At 38.3% G+C, this 20,867-nt stretch carries 20 protein-coding genes and 1 other RNA gene; 9 read left to right on the forward strand and 12 right to left on the reverse strand.

The features are described from left to right. Positions 1–3: 3 nt before the first annotated feature. Positions 4–648 (reverse strand): thiamine diphosphokinase, encoded by a 645-nt coding sequence (locus tag WKV44_04280; protein ID MEM5947756.1) that lies wholly within the window; start codon positions 646–648, stop codon positions 4–6. Positions 649–781: 133 nt separating this feature from the next. On the opposite strand from WKV44_04280, the gene WKV44_04285 reads away from it, so the two are divergent. Both WKV44_04285 and WKV44_04290 read left to right on the forward strand, forming a co-directional pair. Next, entirely contained in the window at positions 782–1,654 is an 873-nt protein-coding gene (locus tag WKV44_04285; protein MEM5947757.1) for a flagellin, read from the forward strand. A gap of 85 nt (positions 1,655–1,739) precedes the next feature. After that, entirely contained in the window at positions 1,740–3,116 is a 1,377-nt protein-coding gene (locus WKV44_04290; protein MEM5947758.1) for a CCA tRNA nucleotidyltransferase, read from the forward strand. Here WKV44_04290 and rnc read toward each other — a convergent pair. From rnc to coaD, 5 genes are all read right to left on the reverse strand, one after another. Next, positions 3,113–3,868 (reverse strand): ribonuclease III, encoded by a 756-nt coding sequence (gene rnc / locus WKV44_04295; GenBank protein MEM5947759.1) that lies wholly within the window; start codon positions 3,866–3,868, stop codon positions 3,113–3,115. The genes WKV44_04290 and rnc overlap by 4 nt on opposite strands. Before the next feature lie 6 nt (positions 3,869–3,874). After that, a complete protein-coding gene (acpP, locus tag WKV44_04300; protein ID MEM5947760.1) occupies positions 3,875–4,117 on the reverse strand; it encodes an acyl carrier protein in 243 nt (80 codons plus the stop codon). 29 nt (positions 4,118–4,146) lie between these two features. Further along, positions 4,147–4,335 carry a 50S ribosomal protein L32 gene (rpmF, locus tag WKV44_04305; protein MEM5947761.1) on the reverse strand — a complete coding sequence of 63 codons (189 nt, stop codon included), beginning with the start codon at positions 4,333–4,335 and terminating at the stop codon, positions 4,147–4,149. Between the two features lie 119 nt (positions 4,336–4,454). Further along, on the reverse strand, positions 4,455–5,447 hold the full coding sequence (locus WKV44_04310; protein ID MEM5947762.1) for a calcium/sodium antiporter: 993 nt from the start codon (positions 5,445–5,447) through the stop codon (positions 4,455–4,457). Positions 5,448–5,460: 13 nt separating this feature from the next. After that, positions 5,461–5,937, reverse strand: coding sequence for a pantetheine-phosphate adenylyltransferase (gene coaD / locus WKV44_04315; protein ID MEM5947763.1), 477 nt, complete (start codon positions 5,935–5,937; stop codon positions 5,461–5,463). 97 nt (positions 5,938–6,034) lie between these two features. On the opposite strand from coaD, the gene ssrA reads away from it, so the two are divergent. Further along, positions 6,035–6,384: a transfer-messenger RNA gene (gene ssrA, locus WKV44_04320) on the forward strand. Between the two features lie 605 nt (positions 6,385–6,989). Continuing rightward, entirely contained in the window at positions 6,990–8,255 is a 1,266-nt protein-coding gene (locus tag WKV44_04325) for an OmpA family protein (GenBank protein MEM5947764.1), read from the forward strand. Positions 8,256–8,360: 105 nt separating this feature from the next. Here WKV44_04325 and WKV44_04330 read toward each other — a convergent pair whose 3' ends face one another. After that, positions 8,361–9,479 (reverse strand): ABC transporter ATP-binding protein, encoded by a 1,119-nt coding sequence (locus WKV44_04330; protein ID MEM5947765.1) that lies wholly within the window; start codon positions 9,477–9,479, stop codon positions 8,361–8,363. Between the two features lie 86 nt (positions 9,480–9,565). On the opposite strand from WKV44_04330, the gene WKV44_04335 reads away from it, so the two are divergent. Next, entirely contained in the window at positions 9,566–10,387 is an 822-nt protein-coding gene (locus tag WKV44_04335; GenBank protein MEM5947766.1) for a lysophospholipase, read from the forward strand. Here WKV44_04335 and WKV44_04340 read toward each other — a convergent pair. The 3 genes from WKV44_04340 to WKV44_04350 all read right to left on the reverse strand — a co-directional run bounded on the left by WKV44_04340 (position 10,384) and on the right by WKV44_04350 (position 14,060). Next, positions 10,384–12,456 (reverse strand): adenylate/guanylate cyclase domain-containing protein, encoded by a 2,073-nt coding sequence (locus tag WKV44_04340; protein ID MEM5947767.1) that lies wholly within the window; start codon positions 12,454–12,456, stop codon positions 10,384–10,386. The two genes, WKV44_04335 and WKV44_04340, sit on opposite strands and share 4 nt — an antisense overlap. A 337-nt stretch (positions 12,457–12,793) precedes the next feature. Next, positions 12,794–13,528: a HEAT repeat domain-containing protein gene (locus tag WKV44_04345; GenBank protein MEM5947768.1), complete on the reverse strand. Its 735-nt coding sequence runs from the start codon at positions 13,526–13,528 to the stop codon at positions 12,794–12,796. A 16-nt stretch (positions 13,529–13,544) separates the two neighbouring features. Further along, a complete protein-coding gene (locus WKV44_04350) occupies positions 13,545–14,060 on the reverse strand; it encodes a hypothetical protein (GenBank protein ID MEM5947769.1) in 516 nt (171 codons plus the stop codon). Between the two features lie 92 nt (positions 14,061–14,152). Between WKV44_04350 and WKV44_04355 the strand changes: the two genes are divergently transcribed. Beyond that, positions 14,153–16,177: a hypothetical protein gene (locus tag WKV44_04355; protein ID MEM5947770.1), complete on the forward strand. Its 2,025-nt coding sequence runs from the start codon at positions 14,153–14,155 to the stop codon at positions 16,175–16,177. Positions 16,178–16,183: 6 nt separating this feature from the next. On the opposite strand, the gene WKV44_04360 is transcribed toward WKV44_04355, so the two are convergent. Further along, positions 16,184–16,792, reverse strand: a complete 609-nt coding sequence (locus WKV44_04360; GenBank protein ID MEM5947771.1) for a 3'-5' exonuclease — start codon at positions 16,790–16,792, stop codon at positions 16,184–16,186. 18 nt (positions 16,793–16,810) lie between these two features. Between WKV44_04360 and WKV44_04365 the strand changes: the two genes are divergently transcribed. Beyond that, positions 16,811–17,098: a hypothetical protein gene (locus WKV44_04365; GenBank protein ID MEM5947772.1), complete on the forward strand. Its 288-nt coding sequence runs from the start codon at positions 16,811–16,813 to the stop codon at positions 17,096–17,098. Here the strand turns inward: WKV44_04365 and WKV44_04370 are convergent. Then, positions 17,088–18,836 carry a phospho-sugar mutase gene (locus WKV44_04370; protein ID MEM5947773.1) on the reverse strand — a complete coding sequence of 583 codons (1,749 nt, stop codon included), beginning with the start codon at positions 18,834–18,836 and terminating at the stop codon, positions 17,088–17,090. The genes WKV44_04365 and WKV44_04370 overlap by 11 nt on opposite strands. Positions 18,837–19,078: 242 nt before the next feature. Here WKV44_04370 and WKV44_04375 point away from each other — a divergent pair, with 242 nt between their 5' ends. Then, the gene (locus WKV44_04375; GenBank protein ID MEM5947774.1) at positions 19,079–20,068 is read left to right on the forward strand and encodes a cellulase family glycosylhydrolase; all 990 of its coding nucleotides are present in this window, start codon (positions 19,079–19,081) and stop codon (positions 20,066–20,068) included. Positions 20,069–20,185: 117 nt separating this feature from the next. Further along, positions 20,186–20,818, forward strand: coding sequence for a redox-sensing transcriptional repressor Rex (locus WKV44_04380; protein ID MEM5947775.1), 633 nt, complete (start codon positions 20,186–20,188; stop codon positions 20,816–20,818). Positions 20,819–20,867 lie beyond the last annotated feature (49 nt).

The raw sequence follows: 20,867 nt of genomic DNA on the forward strand, positions 1-20,867 counted from the left end.
CAACTAAACTTTAAATAAATTTAAAACCAATAATAATCGACCTGATAACACATCAACAGACTGTTTTGTTTCTACTACCACATTACTTATTCCAACATCTCCAGGAATCCATCTCAAACCATCCAAAGGCCATTTAAACCCTGTTGTAGAAGCCAAAGTCTCTTGAATACAAACAGGGAAAAAAGACACTGTGCTTTTAACAGGAAAAGAAAAATAATATTTACCCTTATTTAAAGAAAAAACAGCTTCTTTTCCAGTAATCCATAAATCCGGAAAAAAATCCCTAAAAAAAATAGAATATATACCCAACAGCTGATCTACCCGCCCTCCTCCACCACCTACAATAAAAAAACTCTTGATATTCTTTTCTCTTATTATATTTATAGCAAGTTCTGTATCAGTATAATCCTTGTCTTGAGGATACTTATATATTTCACATGTTCTAAATTTATCAAGCAAAGAGACATCACTAAGAGAATCCATATCACCGACAATAACATCAGGAACAAAACCATAAGAATCACAAATCTCCAATCCAGAATCAGCAGCCACAATAAAAAAATTGTCAGCATTTACCATAGCCATAACACTTAAAAAAACATCATAAGAAGGGAAATCACCGCCCGTAAAAATAAGACCTGTACTCATAACAAAAATATCGGCATAAAAAAGTACAAAAAAAGTAATTTGATTAAACAGCGGTAAAAACAAGCCGACAATAAAAGAGCCCTGTACGGGCAAAGGCCAAGGAAGGCCATAATAAACTATCACGGAGGATAGTATGATAATTAATCACAACCTGAGTGCAATGTTTGCGCATCGCCAGAACAAGTTCAACGGTATAAACCTTGACAAAAACATGGAAAAGCTGTCATCCGGCATGCGTATCAACAGAGCATCCGACGATGCATCCGGACTTGCCGTATCAGAGAAAATGCGCTCTCAAATAAGAGGTCTTAATCAGGCAGAAAGAAATGCACAGGATGGCATCTCCTTCATTCAGACAACAGAAGGATATTTGCAGGACACCACAGACATACTGCAAAGGCTAAGAGAACTAGCAGTGCAAGCAGCCAACGGAATTTATTCTGACGAAGACAGGATGCAGATTCAGGTAGAAGTATCTCAGCTTGTTGATGAGATAAACAGAATAGCATCACATGCTCAGTTCAACGGCATGAACCTTCTTACAGGGCGCTTTGCAAAAGAAACAGGAGAAAACGTAGTAACAGCTAGCATGTGGTTCCACATAGGCGCCAACATGGACCAGCGAGAGCGCGTTTATATAGGTACCATGACAGCTCAGGGCCTTGGTATACAGAGCACCAACGGACTTCCGCACACTGCAAGCTTTTTTACACTTGCAACACCAGAAGACGCAAACAGAGCAATCGGCCTTATAGACCAGGCACTCAAAAAAGTCAACAAGCAGCGAGCAGATCTTGGTGCATATCAAAACAGATTGGAATTTGCATCAAAGAGCCTCTCAATAGGAGCAGAAAACCTCCAGGCAGCAGAATCCAGAATAAGAGATACAGACATGGCCGGAGAAATGGTAGAATTTGTAAAGAACCAGATACTCAACCAGAGCTCCACCGCTATGCTTGCACAGGCCAACCAGAAAACACAGAGCGTACTCCAACTCCTACAGTAAAGTTACAAAACAAAACCGAACGGCTGCCCGCTTTGCAGGCAGCCTTTTTTATTGACAATAAATCCTCCAGCAGTATACTGAGCCCATGCACCATTATAAAAAAGCACCATTTAAAATAAAAAAACTACCAGAAACACTAATAGAAATAGCAAACACACTAAAAAAAAATAAGCATCAATGCTACATAGTCGGAGGAGCAGTAAGAGACATTGCAATGGGAAAAGAACCGGACGACTATGATCTTGCAAGCTCGGCAACACCAGAAGAAATAAAAAAAATATTTAAAAAAGTAATCCCCACAGGAATACAACACGGAACCGTAACAATCCTTATAAAGAGAGATAAATACGAGATAACCACCTTTAGAGAAGAAGAAGGATACACAGATCTAAGGCATCCCGACAAAATAAGATACACACGTTCCCTTGAAACAGATTTATCACGACGAGACTTTACAATCAACGCATTAGCACTGGACCCTATAACAGAAGAAATATATGACCTGTATCAAGGATATGCTGATATCAAAAAAAAGATCATAAAAACAGTAGGACAACCGGACAAGAGATTTGAAGAGGACGCCTTAAGAATACTAAGAGCAATACGCTTTGCAGCACAACTAGGATTTACAATAGAAAAAGAAACATACAAAGCAATAAAAAGACACAGCAAAAACATACAACAAATCTCATGGGAAAGAATACGAGAAGAGTTTACAAAAGTGCTTCTCTCCCCTTCCCCATCACTAGGCATAAAACTAATGGAAGAAACAGAAATACTCCAATACATAATACCAGAACTCTTAACATGCAAAAACATATCGCAAGGGAAAGCACATAGATTTGACGTATACCATCACCTTCTGGCAAGCTGTGACCTTGTAGAAAAAAAAGACATAATAATAAAACTTGCAGCTCTCTTCCACGACATAGGCAAACCTATAACAAAAATAGAGATTCCCGGGAAAGGACTTGCCTTTTATGATCATGATAAAGAATCCGCTAAAATTGCAAAAAAAATTCTAAAAAGACTAAAATACCCCAATAGCACAATAGAAAAAGTAACGCATCTCATACAAAATCACATGATAAAATACACAGAAGACTGGACAGATGCAGCTATACGCAGACACATAACAAGAATAGGAAAAGACAACCTCGACCAATTACTAGAATTACTAAAAGCGGATAGATGGGGAATAACAGGAACAAAAACAAAAGTTACAGATATAGAAGCATTGCGATACAGAATAAACACAGAACTAAACAAAAGTAACGCTCTCACCATAAAAGACCTAAAAATCAACGGAAATACCTTACAGGAGACATTAGAAATTCCCGCAGGCCCATGGATAGGAAAAATATTGAAATACCTCATGGAAGCCGTACTCGATGACCCAAAACTTAATACAAAAGAAAAACTTATAGAGATAGCCAAAAAATATTACAAAAAATACAATTAATTAGTATTGGAACCCGCAAGAGCCTTGTAGGCAATAGCAGCTGCATCCTGCTCGGCTTCTTTTTTATTTTTCCCTTTGCCAGGACCATAAGATTTATCCAAGATCATAACCTCTATTACAAAAGTGCGATTATGATCTGGACCTTTTTTCTGTACTAACCTGTATTTGGGATAAGTCTTAAAATTTTTCTGTACATATTCCTGAAGAAGTGTTTTATAATCCTTTTTATGCCTGTTTTCAACAACCTTATCTATTTCTGGAACAATTAATCTAAGAACAAAATCTTTTGCTGCTTCAAAACCAGCATCAAGATAATATGCCCCTATTATAGCTTCCGTTGCATCAGCAAGAAGCGCCTTCTTAGACCTTCCACCGGAAAACTCTTCTCCCTTGCTTATTAGAATAAAATTGTCCACCTTTATCTTTAAAGCAACATCATAGAGAGTATCCTCGCTTACAACAAAAGATTTTATCCTTGCAAGCTCTCCCTCTGCCTTATCAGGAAAGGTATTATACAGGTAGTCTGCTACTGCAAGCCCCAAAACAGAATCCCCAAGGAATTCCAATCTCTCATTATCCCCTACACCGACCTGCTCGTGAGCATAAGAACGATGAGAAAAAGCCAGGTTTAGAAGCTCCAAGCTTCTAAACCTTATGCCATTTTGTTTTTCAAAGAGAAGTAATTCTTTTCTTCTATCCTCAGATATTTTTGAAGGAGCAGAACTATCAAAAAGTCCTTTAAGCAACCACACTGATGTTTATTTCTTCTCCAGTTCTGATTTGATAAAAGCAAGAGCATCGCCAACGGTCTCAAACTCGTTAGCCTTCTCATCGGGAATTGTGATACCAAGCTCTTCTTCTATTGCATATACAAGCTCATAGGTATCAAGACTGTCAGCGCCAAGATCCTGACGGAAAGAAGCACTCTCTGTAATCTTATCCTCTTCCACCTCAAGCTTCTCGGCAATAAGCTTTTTAAGTTTGTCAAAAAGATCGTCCATTTTTTGTACCCCTCTAGGTAAATGGTAAGTTATGCCATCTCCTCTGGCTCAAGAACCTGCTTGCCTCTATAGTTGCCACACTTAGGACATACTCTATGAGGCTTTACTTTACTGCCGCAATTACTGCATACAGAAAGAACAACCCCATTTATTCTCATATTTATGGAGCGTCTCCTTCTGGACCTTGCCTTGGATGTTTTATACTTTGGTACTGCCATATCATCCCTCTTTAAATGATGTAGCACTAAACCTATACCAAGGCAATAAAAATGTCAAGTATCACGGCAGTTCTTTATTATTCGTTATACTATAGAAATAACAATCGGTCAATAGCCGATTATATAATTCTCGTATTATACAAGTATGCAATATACAAAACATACAAAATTATAAACAAAAATCCTGCCTTTATAGAAACACGCTTAAATAAAAATAAAAATAAAAACAATAAAACAGACGCCCCTAACATAACAGCAAAATCAATCCAGAATGCAGGAAAAACAACTGGAAGAGGCGCAAGAATGGCGCTAAAACCTGCAACCCCCAGTGTATTAAAAATATTACTGCCAACTATATTGCCTATGGAAATATCACTTTCCTTTTTTGCAGCCGCAACAACAGAAGTAACAAGCTCCGGCAAACTCGTACCAAAAGCAATAACAGTAAGAGAAATAAAACGCTCAGAAACGTTAAATACTTCTCTGGCAAACCATATTGCACTGTTTATAAGCATATTAGAACCTGCAAGAAGCATACTGAAACCAAAGACAATTAATACAAAAATTATAGGAATAGACTTTTGGGAAGTATCATCTACTGCATCTATCTCCAAACGCTCCTGCAAAACAGCTTCCCCCTCTTTTTTTGCCTTTCTATAGAGGATATAAAGATATATGATAAGACTGCAGAACATAGGAAGACCTAGCCATATATTTAGCACAGAGGCTTTGGCAGAAGCAAAAATAATAACGCCTATAAGGAGAAGAATATACGAGAAAAACAACCAGGGAAAATCAAACACAATCAACTGTCTGTTTCCCGAAATGATATGAAATATAGAAACTATACCCAGAATAAGCAGAATATTAGCAATATTGCTGCCTATGACATTACCAAGAGAAAGCGTAGGATGACCGCTTAAAGCTGCAATACCGCTAACAAAAAACTCAGGAGCAGAAGTCCCCATGGCAACAACCGTGAGACCTATTATAAGAGGTGATATGTTAAACCTCTTTGCAAGAGAAGAAGCTCCACTAATAAAAAAGTCTCCTCCCCAGTACAGACCTGCAATCCCAATAAGACCTACAAAAGAATTTATTATTATACTCATAAGAAATAAACCTCTATAAAAGCTTTTTCCTTAGTTCCTGTTCTATAAAATCAGGAACAAGATTGGAAACATCTCCACCAAAAGAAACAATCTCTTTTATGGTAGAAGAACGCAATACAAAATATCTGGGATCTGTAGGAATAAAAAGAGTTTCTATCTCAGGATTAAGCCCCTTGTTGAGCATAGCAAGCTCAAACTCATGATTAAAATCTCCCAGAGCCCTTACACCTCTGACAATCACTCTAATATCCTTCTGCCTTGCATAATCCACAACAAGCCCGTCCCACGTATCCACAATTACGTTGGAAAATCTTTCTGTTAGCCTTGACATAAAATCATGCCTTTCCTGTTTAGAAAACAACCTGTTTTTGCTTGGATTGGCAGCAATAAGGATAGTAACGGTTTCAAAGATACATGCAATCCTCTCTATTACATTGATATGACCATATGTAGGAGGATCAAAAGTTCCAGGATAAATCGCTTTTTTCATAAACGCAGTATAAACAACAAAAAAAAAAAAAACAATTAAACACATATAGTATTGACCATAAAGACAAGTTAGTGCATTTTATAATATAGAAATAAGAGGGGGTGTACAGGTTTCGACCGGGAAGGTTTGCGTTTATAAGTTGCAGGTGGAGCGGTAACTCCTAAAACTGCCAACGGCTATAAATGCCAACGATGAACTTGCATTGGCTGCTTAAATAACACAGCCACGGGTACCTGATGCGCAGTCCTGAGCATTAGGCTACTTGTCAGAAACCAGGACTTACTGTATGTCGCGTTCGGCCGGCATGCAGGACATCTTAGCCGGACTCGGGAAGGACGGCAGGCTCCGGGCCCAAGTCTTCCTTAAAAACAAAAACCAGAGCCTAAACCTGTAGAAGCTTATAGACCGCTTTCCGGGACGCGGGTTCGATTCCCGCCACCTCCAACACAATGTAGTTCCTAGCTCATATCGAACGGGCTCACTATCCCTATTTTGCAAAAAAAGAGTATGGGCTTGGCAAGCCTGCCTGTGACATAAACAATACATCTTGGCTTATTGCAATAAGAATATTCATAAGCTCTTTTAATTTAAGCCCGTAGTATCCCTTTATCAGTTTTACTTCCTGGCAATTATGATAAGAACAGAGCTTTTCTTCCTCAATATCTCCTATAGCTCAACCTCCCTTATCTGTGCTAATCCGCAGAAACGAGCAGACACAAGAAAATAATAAACGACGCAAAAAACATTTGTTTTTTTTCATATCACATGCCTCCGCAATGCTAAAAATATTTAAAATTGTATACAGAGACACGATATAACACATCATACTTTTGGTATGATATTGTATGAAGATACAATTTTTATACCGAACGGCCTCGCATGGGTAAACCATAAAAGGTACATGGCTCGGCCTGCCTGCGGCAGAATACAAAGCAAATTTTTCTAGTCCTATTATCCATATGCCGAAGGCAGCGTTTTGACGCTTAGCGTCAAAACGCGTTCGGTATAAAATAAAAACTGCTGTCTGTGCTTTTTATAACCGATTATTTAATATGCGCTTTTTTTATGTCTTTTTGTTATTTTTATTAAACGTATCTCTTGCTTTCTCTCAGACAGCATACAGGCTGCCTGACGAGGTCAAAATTGTAGAAAAGCATAACTATTCTCACTCCATAAACGGGCGTTATGTTGGGCATATTTACCGCGAGCTAAGAGGGCGTCTTAAAAAGAAGGGAAGCGTATATAAAGGGACAGCATATTTTTTGGAATCTTTGACACACCTTGCGCCTTCTGTGCCACAGAGGGTAGATAATGAGGTGAAGGTTTCTTATATGCCGGATGCTTCTTCTGATTTTTTGGAATTATTTCCAACTTATAAAGCTATTCCTTTTTTACCGGCAGAAGGGATTGTGACTGGAGAGCCTTGGAGAGGATTTGGCTATGTGGGGGTGGATCCGCTGGGAACAGGGGATGTAAAAAACATCAGGGTCTACGTTGAATACAGATATGCCGGTACACAGGAGTATCAAGGCAGACAGGTGCATGTCGTAAGCGGGCAGTTTGCTCTCAGATTCTCCGATGACAGGGTAAACGGGCTTATAAAGAGTGAGGGAAAACACTTGCTTACTGTTTATGTTACGGAGTATGGCGAGCCTGTTTTTATCAAAGATAGTTTTGATGATAATTTTCTGTTCTCCGATAAAACAAGTGTTAAAAACAAAGGCTTTGTGCTTGTCTGGTTTTACGATATCGTTCCTTTTGATTACTCTTCCACCATTCCGCTTATTGTAAAATCTATGGGAGATGAGACCTATGTTCCTTTAGACACAAAAAAACCTGATGCATCAGTATCAAAATATAAAGAAAAAACAACAGGAGACGAGGATAAAGATGCTGAAGCCATAGATAATGAGACAGATAAACAATTTTTTGCAAAACTAAATGATCAGGATAGTGTGGAAAAGACAGAAGAAGGGATAAAAATTACTATAAGGTCCCTGCGCTTTGTTGCAAATAGCGCAGAACTTCTGGCAGGTGAGGAGAAAAAACTAGAAACACTTGCAGAAAATCTAAAAAAGATTCCCGGAAGAACAATCCTTATAACAGGGCATACCGCGGACATAGGTAGACCTACTGCTCAGAAGAATCTGTCCATAGAGAGAGCAAAAAAGATTGTCGAGCAATTAGTAAACCTGGGAGTGGATGGCTCACGGTTGATATACCAAGGCAAGGGCGGTACAGAACCCATTGCTGACAATAGCACAGAAGAAGGGAGAGCACTCAACAGACGCGTTGAGATTACTATCATGGAAGACTAGGGCTTTTTAGACATAAAATATGCACATTGTTAAATACACCTTAAGAAAATACATTAACATAAGAGTATACTTTAATACACACATTAAGAAAAATATTGAGGCGGGCTACGCTATATGTGTAGCGATTCGTTCTCCTGTGATGCTGTCAAAAACAAAAAACCTGGAAAAAGAGACCTCCACAGTCTCTCCTATCCTAAAATCACCTTCTGCTTCTGTTTCTATAACAGAGCTGTCTTCAAGCTCAAGCTTGATAATACGCTTGTTATCCAGAGGAAAACTTCCTATATCTTTTACTTCTGCTTTTACAACATTGTTAAGCTTGACACTTTTTTTTGCCGGTATATCGATATATTCCGGACGTATTCCTATTACTCTTCCCAGATATTCATCGGATAGGATATCTCCGGGTATGAGGTTGAGAGACTGCATAAATCTATGCGGATTTAAAAACTCGGCAACAAATATGTTCCGGGGATTTTCATAGAGCTCTTCTGGACTACCTTCCTGCTCTATCCTCCCTTCCCTCATCACAACAATCTTATCTGCTAACAGAAGGGCTTCGTGCTGGTCATGAGTAACATAAATCGTAGTAATATTAAAATAACTAAGAAGTTTTTTAAGTTGTACTCTGTATTTTTCTCTAAGAGGCTGATCGAGATTGGAAAAAGGCTCATCCATAAGAAACAGCCTAGGGTCTCGTGTGATACATCTGCCTATGGCAACCCGCTGCTTTTCTCCTCCCGACAGGTTTTTAGGAAATCTCCCGGAAAGATGCTCTAGCTTAACATCCAAAAGGCGACTGGTTCTTCTGTATTTTTCTTCTGCATCTCTTTCGTCTTCTTCTGTCCAGTTCTTGCTTAATTTTTTAAAGAAGAAGTAAGACATTATGTTATCTTTTACATTAAAGTGAGGATAAAGCGCATAATTTTGAAAAACCATGCCTATCCTTCTTTCTCCTGGTGGAAGTTCTGACAATTCTTTGTCACCATATAATATTTTACCGGTATCGTGATGGATTAATCCCGCTATTATCTTGAGCAATGTTGTTTTACCGCATCCTGTGGGGCCTATTATAACAGTTGTTTTACCTGCAGGAATTGTGAGAGATATATTATCAAGACAAAACACAGGTTCATTGTCTTCTTTTATCCCTCTTATAAACTGCCAAACAGAACGGGAAGGAACAAAGGTCTTTGTTATATCAGAAAGTATAATATCTTCCATAAACACATTATACCAGCATGCTTCTCATGTGTCAAAAAGCTTTTAAAATATTGTATTTTTGATTATTATCTTAACATGGAGGTCATATGTATAATTATAAAGAAGAAGTAATATTTTCCGAGAATATCAGGTATTTTTATAGGACATGGAAAAACCCAAAGAACAGAGCAATTGTATTTATATGCCATGGCATAGGAGAGCACTCAGGTAATTTTGTCGAGCTGGGAGGTCTTATTGCAGATGCAGGATACATGGTAATTGCTCCGGATCATTACGGACATGGACAGTCAGGCGGCAAGAAAGGCTATATCCCCTCATGGGAAACCTTTAGAAACGAAATAAAGCTAATTTTATCCAAAGAAAATGCAGACGGTATGCCTGTTATTCTGTATGGCCACAGCATGGGAGCTACCATTGTGCTTGATTATTTTATAAGAAACCAGGAAAACATAGGAGGAGCTGTGGTTACTGCACCTGCACTGTCTTTGGACGGGGTATCGGGTATAAAAAAACTACTGGGCAGATTTATGGCAAAAATAAAACCCGATTTTCAACTGGAATCCGGACTGGATACCTCGTATTTGACAAAGGATAAGGATATGATGGCAAGGCTTTTTTCGGATCCATTGGCACATGGGAAAGCAACACCAAGGCTAATGCTGGAAATAGAAGAAGTAATCAATTATTGCCACGAGAATGCAAATAAAATAGAAAAGCCAATCTTGATAATGCAGGGAGAAAAAGACAGGATAGTATCACCGGAAGCCACAAAATCATTTTTCTCAAACATAAAAACAGAAGATAAAACCCTGATATTAGTACCTAACGGAATGCACAAAATAGAACATGATACGGAAAGGGAGGAAAGTATAGAAAAAATACTTAACTGGTTAAAAAAACATAACTAAAGCATATCCCTATCATGCTCGCTTAGCAGATTGCCTACAATAGAAGCTTCTCTCTCCAGTTTCTTTTTCTTTGTTTTCTGTAGATAGTATCTGCATGCCAAATCTCGCGGAGCAATCTCCAAAGCCTGCATAAAAAACTCCTCTGCCTCATCAAACTCATCATTAAAATAAGCATATAGAGCTTTTTCAAAATATGTGCTGGATTTTATCTTATCCTTATCATAATTGGTCATTATCTCAAAAATAGGAACGCTGTTATGCTTGCCTTTAAGCCTAATGCGGCCTAGAAACCTAAAGAAATAATTGTTATTCTCCTGAGCAATATCAGGCATCTGCAGAAACAAATTGTGAGAAATGAGTAGACGTGCTCCCATCACTTTTGTAAGAGCTTCAAGTCTGGCTGCAGTGTTTACCGTATCCGAAACTACCGTACCGTCCATTCTTGTTGCTTCTCCTACAGTTCCCAGCACAACATCACCCCAGTGAAGTCCGATACCTATATCTATGGGAGATTTACCGACACGCTGTCTTTCCCTGTTATATTCATCCAAGCTCAAAAGCATCTCGGCTCCGGCCTTTACTGCTGACTTGGGTTCCCCAGGAAAAAGAGCCATAATACCATCACCAAGATATTTGTCTATAAAACCGCCGTTTTCTTTGATTATAGGAGATATTCTGTTGAGATAAGAATTTAAGAAGTTAAAACTCTCTTCCGGAGTAAGCTGCTCCGATATTGTTGTAAAATCACGTATATCAGAAAACATCACAGCCATATCATGTACCTTATGGTCTCCCAGTGTAACAGACTCTAGAGAATCCCTTCCTAGCATGTTTATGAACTCATAAGGGACAAATCTGCTCGCGGCATTTGCCAGCTTTTTCATCTTTTCGCTATACTCCAGCATCGTATTGTGTGTTATTGCATACCTTCTGGAAAGAATGTAGGACTGGAGAAGAAGAAAAAAGAACAAAGCATAGGATGACATATAAGTAAAGCCGATATTAAAGATAGAATAAAGAACATCGTTTATAACAGCAACAGCTATAGCTGCAAAACCAACAACTACCGGTATACTCTCTTTTTCCTTATTTATTAAAGCCCTAACCACATAGACCATTACCACAACAACTGCGGAAATAAGAATGATATTGTATATATTGTGAAGATTTGCACCAATGGAAAGAGGAAGAGCAGCAAGCAGTATCATAAAGATAAGAGAAGAATACCTAAAAAAAATTGAATACCACCTGTACTCCACAGAAGGGAACAAACTGGTAATAAAATGGTAAAAAGAAACAGCGGCTACGTAAACACATATGATTTCTATCTTGATAAGAATTATGGTAAAACGTCCTTCCAGCAGCATGTGTATTAACCTTGTACCTGTAAGACCTCCTCTTATCACTATGGCAAGAGCAAACAGAGCGAAAGCCAGATAACTCATATCCCTTCTTAAGAAGAAAAGAACGAGATGATATAAAGCTATTATAAAAAGGGCACCAAATACAAAAAAATCCACACCAGAATAAAGCTGATTTCTACTATTGATAACGCTGGGTTTGCCTATAACAATAGGAACTTTTAGACCACCATAGATATCGTCAAAGTTTGCCACCTGAAGAAACACATCAAAATCACGACCAGGCGGTGTAAAAGTAACAGTTCTTGGTCTAAGAGAAGGTTCTATACTATTCTTGCTGGTAGAAAAAAAACCATTCTCAAGTACAAGTCTTTCATTGACAAACAACCTGTAAGTACCTGTAATCTCACGCAAATCAAAAGTGATAGGTGTATAAGGCTGATAATCATCATAATCAACTATAATAAAATGCAGATAATAGGTACCATATCCCTCAGCAGGATAATGACCAGAAAGTTCCTGAGCATTGTTCCAAAAAGACGGAAAACTCACCAACTCATAAGAAGAAGAGGAAACATCTTCCATGGAAAGAAGTTTCTTCCAATAAAATCGTGCAAAACCGGTAAGAGAAACAGGCTTATCCAGCATTTTATGAGTTATCAAAACAGTACTGTCAAGAACGTTCTTCTCAATTCCAAATACAGACATCAATGAGAAAAATAAAAAAAACAAGAGTAGATATTTTTTTACCATATACCGCAAACTCTAATTAATTATACATATATTATCAGCATAAAACCATATTAATATTAACAAGCAAGGAGAAAAATAATACATTTTTTAATACCGAACGGCTGGATTGCACCTTAGGCAGCAAAGAATAAGCAAAAAGATGCAATCCAGCCTGCCTGTGGCAAATATTAAGAAAACCAGGCAGAAATATTATTATGTCTCTGCACCCGCAGGCAGGGCTTTACGAGCATAGCGAGTAGAGCCCGTTCGGTACCAAATAAAAAGCCCGGCATAACCGGGCATGTATCATTCTTTATTTGTTTGTAGCGGCTGCTTTTCTCATCTCTTCCAAAACGGACAGCGCCTTGAGTTTTACCGGCCTTATATAATTGCCTCTTGTTATTATCTCTCCTATCGCACTCACAAGCTCAGGATTTGAAATACCATTGTTTGTTTTTGCGAGTTTTTCTATTGCAAGCAGCGTGGAAAAAGCAAGGTTGTTGTCCGGAGTGGTCTTAAGGTTTTCCTGGTGAAGTTTAAAGGCAAGTACATTTGTGACTTCTTCATTATCGTTAATACCTATCTTACCCAAGCCATAAACAGCTTCGGCAACGACCATGGGCTCTTTTTCTTTTTGGACAACGTCCAAAAGTATATCCTTAGCTTTCTCGCCTCCTATCTTACCAAGAAGCTGACATGCCTGTCGTCTTATCTCAGGAAAGTTGTTTACAACTCTATTGTTGCGTTTTACTTCTTTTGAATATGTTTCTGTTGCAAGTGTCTGGAGGATGGTAAAGGCAGCTCCGTCATCAGAAAGTCTTCCCTCGTCAGCCATCTTCTCCAAATTCCTGAGTGCAAGCTGCTTGAGTTCCTCACTCTCTGAGTAGGCTTCATCCTGTATAAGCCTGAGTTCTATATCCTGACTGAGATAATACTCTTCTATTGTAGACACATCGCCCGATGATTGATTATCAGCGGTTTCCTGGGCAAACGGTGAGACTATAAATACAAAAGCTATGACAGCAATAAACGCTCCTTTTAATCTCATATTGTTCTCCTAAAAATTAAAATATTTTCCATGCCCCATCCACTTTTTTTAAGTTGTAGATGAGGTAAGGGGTTTCTTTTATTATCATAAAGGCCTTGACAGAATCCTTATCTATAAATTCTATCTTATCCAATCTTACGTTGGACCTGCTGGGAACAACTACGTATATAAAATAGTCCTTAAGACTTTTTAGAGTAATTCCCGCTTTTTTAAGCCTTGGAACTTCCGATAGCTCTTTAAGCTTCTCTGGAGAAGAATATGTATCCAGATATTCTTTAGAAAGATAAGAAAGCCATTTGTCATAATCTTTTTTTTGGATAACTTGTGTAAGCTCTCCCATAAATGCTTCTATCTGTGCAAAGGTCTCATCATATACATCCTGAGTAACCACAAACTCCTCCGGAGCAGGAGAAGATGTCGGTTCTACAGATTCTACCGGCACGGGAGAAGAGTTCGCAACAACAGCATCATCACTCTTGCAAGAAAAAAAGAGCAATAAAAATACAAGCAAAAATATCATATCTTTTTTCATATCTATACTGAAGTGTAAAAACACTTGGCAACTTTGTCAATCAAAAAACAAAGTTCCTTGCATGATATAGAAAAGCAGGATACTATATACCCATGGAAAAAAGCTCTGAGAAGATACAACAGCAACAAGAGTTTGAAAAACTCGTAGAAATGTATGTCAACAAATTCGCTCAGTCTAAGATAGAAGTAGAACATTTTATCACCTTTGCCCTTGCCTTTGCTGCAAAAAATAATTCTGCTTTTCCCTTTTTCTCTCGCTTTAGGACAAGAGAAAGTCTCTCCTATGAGCTTCTGCAGATGGCAAAGGAGATTGATGATAATCCATATTTTTTATTCGAAAAGAATAAGCACGGTACACTTGATATCATATATTACCTTGCAAATGACTATGAAAAAATAGAAAAGCGTTTTGCACTAATCAAGGCAAAACCAGAATTGCCTTTTCCTGATTATTCATTCTTACAGCTAACAACGCCGGATAAAAAGTTCTTTCATCTGGATGCAAAAGAGGATTTTATAGGATGGTTTGAAAGAAATCAGGAACGAAAAGACAATGTCCTTGTAAGTATTTCTTTTCCTTCCGGTATTCCTTCCTTTGTTACAACTGGACAGATAATACTCAACGATTTGTTTGACATCTGTCTGGCCAAAGTAAAACGATATCTCCAGGAAAATGAGAAAAATGTCGGATACACAACACAGAAACTGAGACCTTTTTTTAGAAACAATGAAACGGCATTGAAAGAACTTTTTAATGCTGTTTTAACAAAAACAGACCAGATAGTAAGAGATATAAAAGAACCCGGAGACAGGACATATTATTTCTGGAATCAGCTGTGTTCTTTTCTTTTCCGAGAGTTTTCCGAGAAAAAAGAAAGACAGGATACAGAAACTTCCTATGCTCAGGCAGCATATATTCTAGGCCTATATCTTATATATTATAAAGGCAAACAAAGAAAGAAAAAAGAAGAAGAACGAGCCTTGCAGATTTTGGAAAAAAATCTCAGAAAAAAACCCTATTTTTTTACTATAGCAGACATACTATCCTTCACCGATAATAAGGGGATACCTCTTACAAAATTCTGTCCAAGAGAAAGAATAACAGACTATATTTCCGAAAGGACAGAGGCTCCAGATCCTCTTTCTCTTCCGCAGATATTAAAACTAAAGGCTCCAAACGATAACGAGTATTATATAGCAAAAGAACTTCTTATTCCTCTTTTTTCGGAAAAACAGTTTACACACTCAATGGAGCTAAAAAGAGAATATACCAACCTATGGTATCTTCTGCTAAAAAAAGACGAAGAAACCGATGCTATGTTTAACGACGAAGACTTCGAACAGGATATAAAAGAGAGACTTCTGAGACGAGACCCCGTATTTCTGGCTATGCTGAGTTTTCATACACTTTACATTGCATGGGAAAACAACCCCCTACCAGCAAGTCAAAAATCGGAAATGGCAGGAATCTTTGATACAAAGGCAAGAAAGCTAAAACCCTTAAGAGAAATATTAAATCTGGACAGAGAAAAAATACTAAAAGATGCAAAAATAATGCTTCCATTTTGGAAGGTTATTCCTGTAGTAAGCTCTATAATAAGGTTTTTTAAGTTTCTTTTTACAGGAAAAAAGCGAACAAAAAGAGGAAAAGCAACAAAAAAACAAAGCACTGCAACACTCGTACTCAACAATAACAAACCAGAGAAAAAACCACCACAAATAACAACTCCCCCTGTAAAAGCAAGCATACAAACTCAACAGAGTACAGCAAACTCAGCCAGGGCATTTAAAACAAGAATAAGGGAACTCACTAGAGAATTTGTAGCAGACAATACAGAGCTTGAGAGAACTATGGAAGAGCTTGAAGATATATGGAATCCGCTTATAGATACTGTTGCAAAAAAAAATCTGACTGAGGATGTTGAAAACTTTGCAAAAGACTTTTTAAGAAAAATGAGAATACTAAACCATAGAAAACCGCCTACCAGAGAACAAATACACACAATGGCAAAGACACTATCAGAGAACAAAGCATTTGAAAGAATAAAAAACAAGGAAGCTTTTAGAAAATATCTTGAGCTTTGTATGCTCAAGATACTCAACAATATAAAAATATGATAGCTATTATCCTACGGAAAATCCTCTTATGGCAAGTTCTCCAGAAGGAGCAAGTTGTCTAATACACTTATAGAAAAGTTCTCCGCATGTTCTTGCATCATCCAATGCTCGGTGATGATATTTTTGTTCTATTCCGCAGCTGTAAGCAAGAGCTTTGAGGTTATATTTGGGTAAACCCGGAAAAGCTTTTCTTGACATAGACAGAGTATCCAATATCAATAAAGAAGGGAAATCCCGCCCTGCCCTTGCATATTCTTTCCTCAAGAAAGAAAGATCAAACTTTGCATTATGCGCAACTAGAACATTATTACCTACAAAATCCTCAAAATAATCAAAAAAATCCGCCATCGTAGGAGCATCCATAACATCATCATCATATATGCCATGGATATTGCTTACAACTTCTGGAATTGGTATTCCGGGATTAATAAGACTGGACAGGCTATCCACCTCACGGCCATCCTCAAACATTACACAGGCAATCTCTACCACCCTGTCTTTGTCAGCATAAAGACCTGTTGTCTCAACATCAAAAGCAATAACAGGTGATTCCAACCAATTAAACTGCATCTCTTTCCTTTCTGTTTTTATAACTATGTTGACATAAAACCACATATTTTTCTAGCATCAGGCATGGACATAAGAACAACACTAAAACAAAATAACATAGAATACGACGATATACGCTGGTATCTCTCCCTAAACCTTGCTATGCAGCTATTGCAGTATAAAGACAAAGAAGAAGAACTTGCAAAGCTAATCTGGAGCGGAAAGCTGGAAGATAAACTATACGATATGACAGAAACCTTTCTCTCAATGCTGGAACAAAAAAAAGAAGAAGGCAGGCTGGATGAGCCTGCCTTGCGAGAGATTATATCAGAAATAAATCTGGCAAAGGATAAAAGAAAACTTATGGAATAAGAGAGTTTATTTTCTCCCTTATCTTATCGAGCTTTGCCTTGACCTTAGCCTTTGCCGCATCAAGATTACCATCAACCTTCTCCGTACAGGAAGCATAAAACTTTATCTTAGGCTCAGTACCACTTGGCCTTGCGCTCACAACACTCTCATCATCCATAATAAACTGAAGAACATTAGAAGATGGAAGATTTATATCCTTTTCTTTTCTTCCGCTCACAACATCAAGCGTAGTACCATCAAGATAATCCTTTATCTTTACAACTCTTGAGCCGGCAAACTCAGAAGGAGGAGTATTTCTCATGCTGTCCATAATTTCTCTCATCTGTTTCATGCCACTTTCGCCAGGAAAAGTCTTGGTAATGAGGAGCTCCTCGTAATAACCATGAATCTTATAAAGTTCATTGAGTCTGTCAAGAAGACTCTTACCCTGCATCCTGTAGTAAAGGGTCATCTCCACTGTAACAACAGCAGCAGAAACAGCATCCTTATCACGCACATCAGAACCTATAAGATATCCATAACTTTCTTCTCCGCCACAGATATAAGTATAGCTATTATTCTTCTCAAACTCTCTTATCTGTGCCGCAATATTTTTAAAACCTGTTAGAACATCAAAACAAGCAGCACCATAATACTCCGCAACCTTTCTCTGCATATTGGTAGTGACAACAGTCTTTATAACAGCAGGATTGGGCGGAAGCTTACCCAGCTCTTTTCTGGATGACAAGATATAATCATTGATAAGCACACCAAGCTGATTACCCGTTACAAGCACATATTCTCCCGAGGCATCCGGAACGGCAATCCCAAGCCTATCAGAATCCGGATCCGTACCCATAACAACATCGGCCTTTCTCTCTTTTCCGTATTTTAAGGCAAGAGCCATGGCACTAGCTTCTTCCGGATTAGGATAATCAACAGTCGGGAAATTACCATCTGGCTCACGCTGTTCCGGCACAGTAAAAACATCAACACCGTATTTTTTAAGAACAGTCTCAACAGGAACCCTACCAGCTCCATGAAGAGGCGTATAAACTACAGAAAGTTCGCTTGCATGCTCTTTGAGAACATCCGGCCTTGTAATCTGTTTTTCAACAGCAGCAAAATAAGCCTCGTCAACATCCTTATCTATATAAACAAGAAGCCCCTTTTCCTTAGCCTCATCTATAGACATAGAAACAATATCAGAAGTAACCTTTCTCACCTCTTCTATAATTCCCTTATCCTGAGGAGAAACAACCTGAGACCCATCCGACCAGAAAACCTTATATCCATTATAAGCAGGAGGATTATGGGAAGCAGTCACAACAATACCCGCAGTAGCTCCAAGATATCTTACGGCAAAAGAAAGCTCCGGAGTCGGTCTTAGAGAAGTAAAAATATAAGTCTTAATCCCATTGCCGCATAGAACCAAAGCAGCCTCACGAGAAAAAACATCAGAATAATTTCTAGAATCATAAGCAATAACAACAGAGGCATTATCGGCTGCATTTTTCTTTATATAATTGGCAAGTCCCTGAGTAGCCCTTCTTACCATAAGAGGATTCATCCTCATAAAACCGCCGCCAATAACCCCACGCATACCTCCAGTACCAAACTCAAGCTCGGAATAAAACCTATCATTAAGCTCATCCCACGACTCTGACTCCACAAGCTTTTTGACCTCATCCTTAAACTCAGAATATGTCTCAAGCTCAACATAGAGATTAGCCTTTTCCTTCAAAATAGAAATATCCATTATTCCCTCCGTAAACAATATTATCCATAATACAATATTAATGTTTTACAACAATATCAAGACAAGATTTTTATAAAAAACAAACAAAAACCGAACGGCATAAGCGCAGCCCATAAAGCAAAAATAAGCAGGCTGCGCTTATGCCTGCCTGCGGCAAAAATGAAGAAAACCATCAAGACTCATCTTGAAACTCATAATAGAAACCGGTATCATATCATATAAAATAAGACACAGGAGAAAAAATGAAGCAATATGGATTTAACTTTCTATGGGCATTTTCAAAGGAAGAATCAGGGAAAAACCCTCAGGAACCAGATAAAAAAGCACTGGATTTTCTGGCAAAGCATGGATTTAACTTTGTAAGAATCCCCATGGACTACAGATACTGGACAAACAACTTTGACTATTTTAAACCTGATGAGGCTTTTTTTGACTACACTGACAAATACATAGAAGAATGTAGGAAAAGGAACATCCACATTTGCATAAACATCCACAGAGCACCGGGATACTGCATAAACAGAAACGACATAGAAAAACATAACCTCTGGACAGACAAAGAAGCACAAGACGCATTTGTATTCTACTGGGAAACCTTTGCAAAAAGATACAAAGGCATTTCATCCGAGCAACTCTCCTTTGACTTGCTTAACGAACCGCCGGAAGAAAGACAGTACGGGATGACAAGAGAAATACACAGAAAAGTTATAAAAAGAACAATAGAAGCCATAAGAAAAATAGACAAAGAAAGAAGAATCGTAATAGACGGAATAGGCGGAGGACATCTTGCCATGCCAGAAATGGCAGACTTAGGAGTAGTACACAGCGGAAGAGGCTACCAGCCAATGGCAGTAAGCCACTACAAAGCAGAATGGTGGATTGACAGCAATAAGGTAACAGAAGCGCCCCAGTATCCTGGGACAAAATGGGACGGCATAATATGGAACAAAGAAAGCCTCAGAGACTTTTATAAACCATGGCTGGAAGTAGCAAAAACTGGAGTAGAAATACATATAGGCGAGTTTGGTTGTTATGATAAGACTGACAACAAGGTTGCTCTTGCATGGCTTTCTGACTTGATATCTCTTTATAAAGAATGGGGATGGGGATATTCACTTTGGAATTTTGAAGGTCCATTTGGCATAATAGGACACAGACGAGAAGGTGCAAGATGGGAAAAGATAGACGGTTATCTTGTAGACAGAGACCTCCTAGAATTGTTAAAGCCTTAAAAAATACACAGGTACAAAGAGGCTGCACTTTGTGCAGCCTCTTTTGATATAAAATAAGTCTTTTCTTTTTGAATCTTTTTATATATAATTTTACAACTATTTTTGCGGAGGACTTTTGTGAAACAACATAAATTGCTAAACCTTCCGAGCATAAGACGTCTACCTTCCTATCTGCAGGTTGTAAAAACCGCCATGGAAGAGGGAAAGGAATACATATCAGGCACATATATTTCCCAAGAGCTTGAGCTTGAGGCAATACAGGTAAGAAAGGATCTTGCTTTAACCGGTATAATGGGCAGACCCCGAATGGGCTATCCCGTGAAGGAACTCATAAATGCCATAGAAAGCTTTCTACAGTGGAATACAGACCAGTATGCTTGTGTGGTAGGTGCAGGAAATCTGGGACAAGCTCTTTTGGGATTTAACGAGCTAAAAAAACATAAGCTACATATTGTTGCGGCTTTTGATGTGGATAAAAGCAAGATAGGTAAAAAATTTCATGGAACAGAGGTTTTTTCTCTGGATGAGATTGGAAAAAAAATAAAAGAGCTTGGCTTTAATATGGCAATACTTACTGTACCACAAGAGAGCGCTCAAGAGACAGCAGAGATTCTTGCTGATAATGGTATAAAGGCTATCTGGAATTTTACCAACATTAAGCTAAAGCTGCCTTCAGATATTATTGTCCAACAGGAAGATTTGTCATCAGGATATGCTGTTCTGTCTGTAAAGATGGCAAGGTTTTCTTAATTATTTATTATTTGCTTTTCTGCCGCAGGCAGGTTTTACCGCACTCTTT

Source organism: Spirochaetia bacterium 38H-sp (genome assembly GCA_039023545.1).
Classification (GTDB): Bacteria; Spirochaetota; Spirochaetia; order Winmispirales; family Winmispiraceae; genus Rarispira; species Rarispira pelagica.

Excerpts from the sequence above, each read along its gene's own strand:
- WKV44_04350 (MEM5947769.1), bottom strand. The coding sequence starts at position 14,060 with ATGAAAAAAGATATGATATTTTTGCTTGTATTTTTATTGCTCTTTTTT.
- WKV44_04355 (MEM5947770.1), top strand. The coding sequence starts at position 14,153 with ATGGAAAAAAGCTCTGAGAAGATACAACAGCAACAAGAGTTTGAAAAA.
- WKV44_04310 (MEM5947762.1), bottom strand. The coding sequence starts at position 5,447 with ATGAGTATAATAATAAATTCTTTTGTAGGTCTTATTGGGATTGCAGGT.
- WKV44_04370 (MEM5947773.1), bottom strand. The coding sequence starts at position 18,836 with ATGGATATTTCTATTTTGAAGGAAAAGGCTAATCTCTATGTTGAGCTT.
- WKV44_04360 (MEM5947771.1), bottom strand. The coding sequence starts at position 16,792 with ATGTGGTTTTATGTCAACATAGTTATAAAAACAGAAAGGAAAGAGATG.
- WKV44_04280 (MEM5947756.1), bottom strand. The coding sequence starts at position 648 with ATGAGTACAGGTCTTATTTTTACGGGCGGTGATTTCCCTTCTTATGAT.
- WKV44_04335 (MEM5947766.1), top strand. The coding sequence starts at position 9,566 with ATGTATAATTATAAAGAAGAAGTAATATTTTCCGAGAATATCAGGTAT.
- WKV44_04330 (MEM5947765.1), bottom strand. The coding sequence starts at position 9,479 with ATGGAAGATATTATACTTTCTGATATAACAAAGACCTTTGTTCCTTCC.
- rpmF (MEM5947761.1), bottom strand. The coding sequence starts at position 4,335 with ATGGCAGTACCAAAGTATAAAACATCCAAGGCAAGGTCCAGAAGGAGA.
- coaD (MEM5947763.1), bottom strand. The coding sequence starts at position 5,937 with ATGAAAAAAGCGATTTATCCTGGAACTTTTGATCCTCCTACATATGGT.
- WKV44_04340 (MEM5947767.1), bottom strand. The coding sequence starts at position 12,456 with ATGTCTGTATTTGGAATTGAGAAGAACGTTCTTGACAGTACTGTTTTG.
- WKV44_04345 (MEM5947768.1), bottom strand. The coding sequence starts at position 13,528 with ATGAGATTAAAAGGAGCGTTTATTGCTGTCATAGCTTTTGTATTTATA.
- WKV44_04290 (MEM5947758.1), top strand. The coding sequence starts at position 1,740 with ATGCACCATTATAAAAAAGCACCATTTAAAATAAAAAAACTACCAGAA.
- WKV44_04365 (MEM5947772.1), top strand. The coding sequence starts at position 16,811 with ATGGACATAAGAACAACACTAAAACAAAATAACATAGAATACGACGAT.
- acpP (MEM5947760.1), bottom strand. The coding sequence starts at position 4,117 with ATGGACGATCTTTTTGACAAACTTAAAAAGCTTATTGCCGAGAAGCTT.
- WKV44_04285 (MEM5947757.1), top strand. The coding sequence starts at position 782 with ATGATAATTAATCACAACCTGAGTGCAATGTTTGCGCATCGCCAGAAC.
- WKV44_04375 (MEM5947774.1), top strand. The coding sequence starts at position 19,079 with ATGAAGCAATATGGATTTAACTTTCTATGGGCATTTTCAAAGGAAGAA.
- WKV44_04325 (MEM5947764.1), top strand. The coding sequence starts at position 6,990 with ATGCGCTTTTTTTATGTCTTTTTGTTATTTTTATTAAACGTATCTCTT.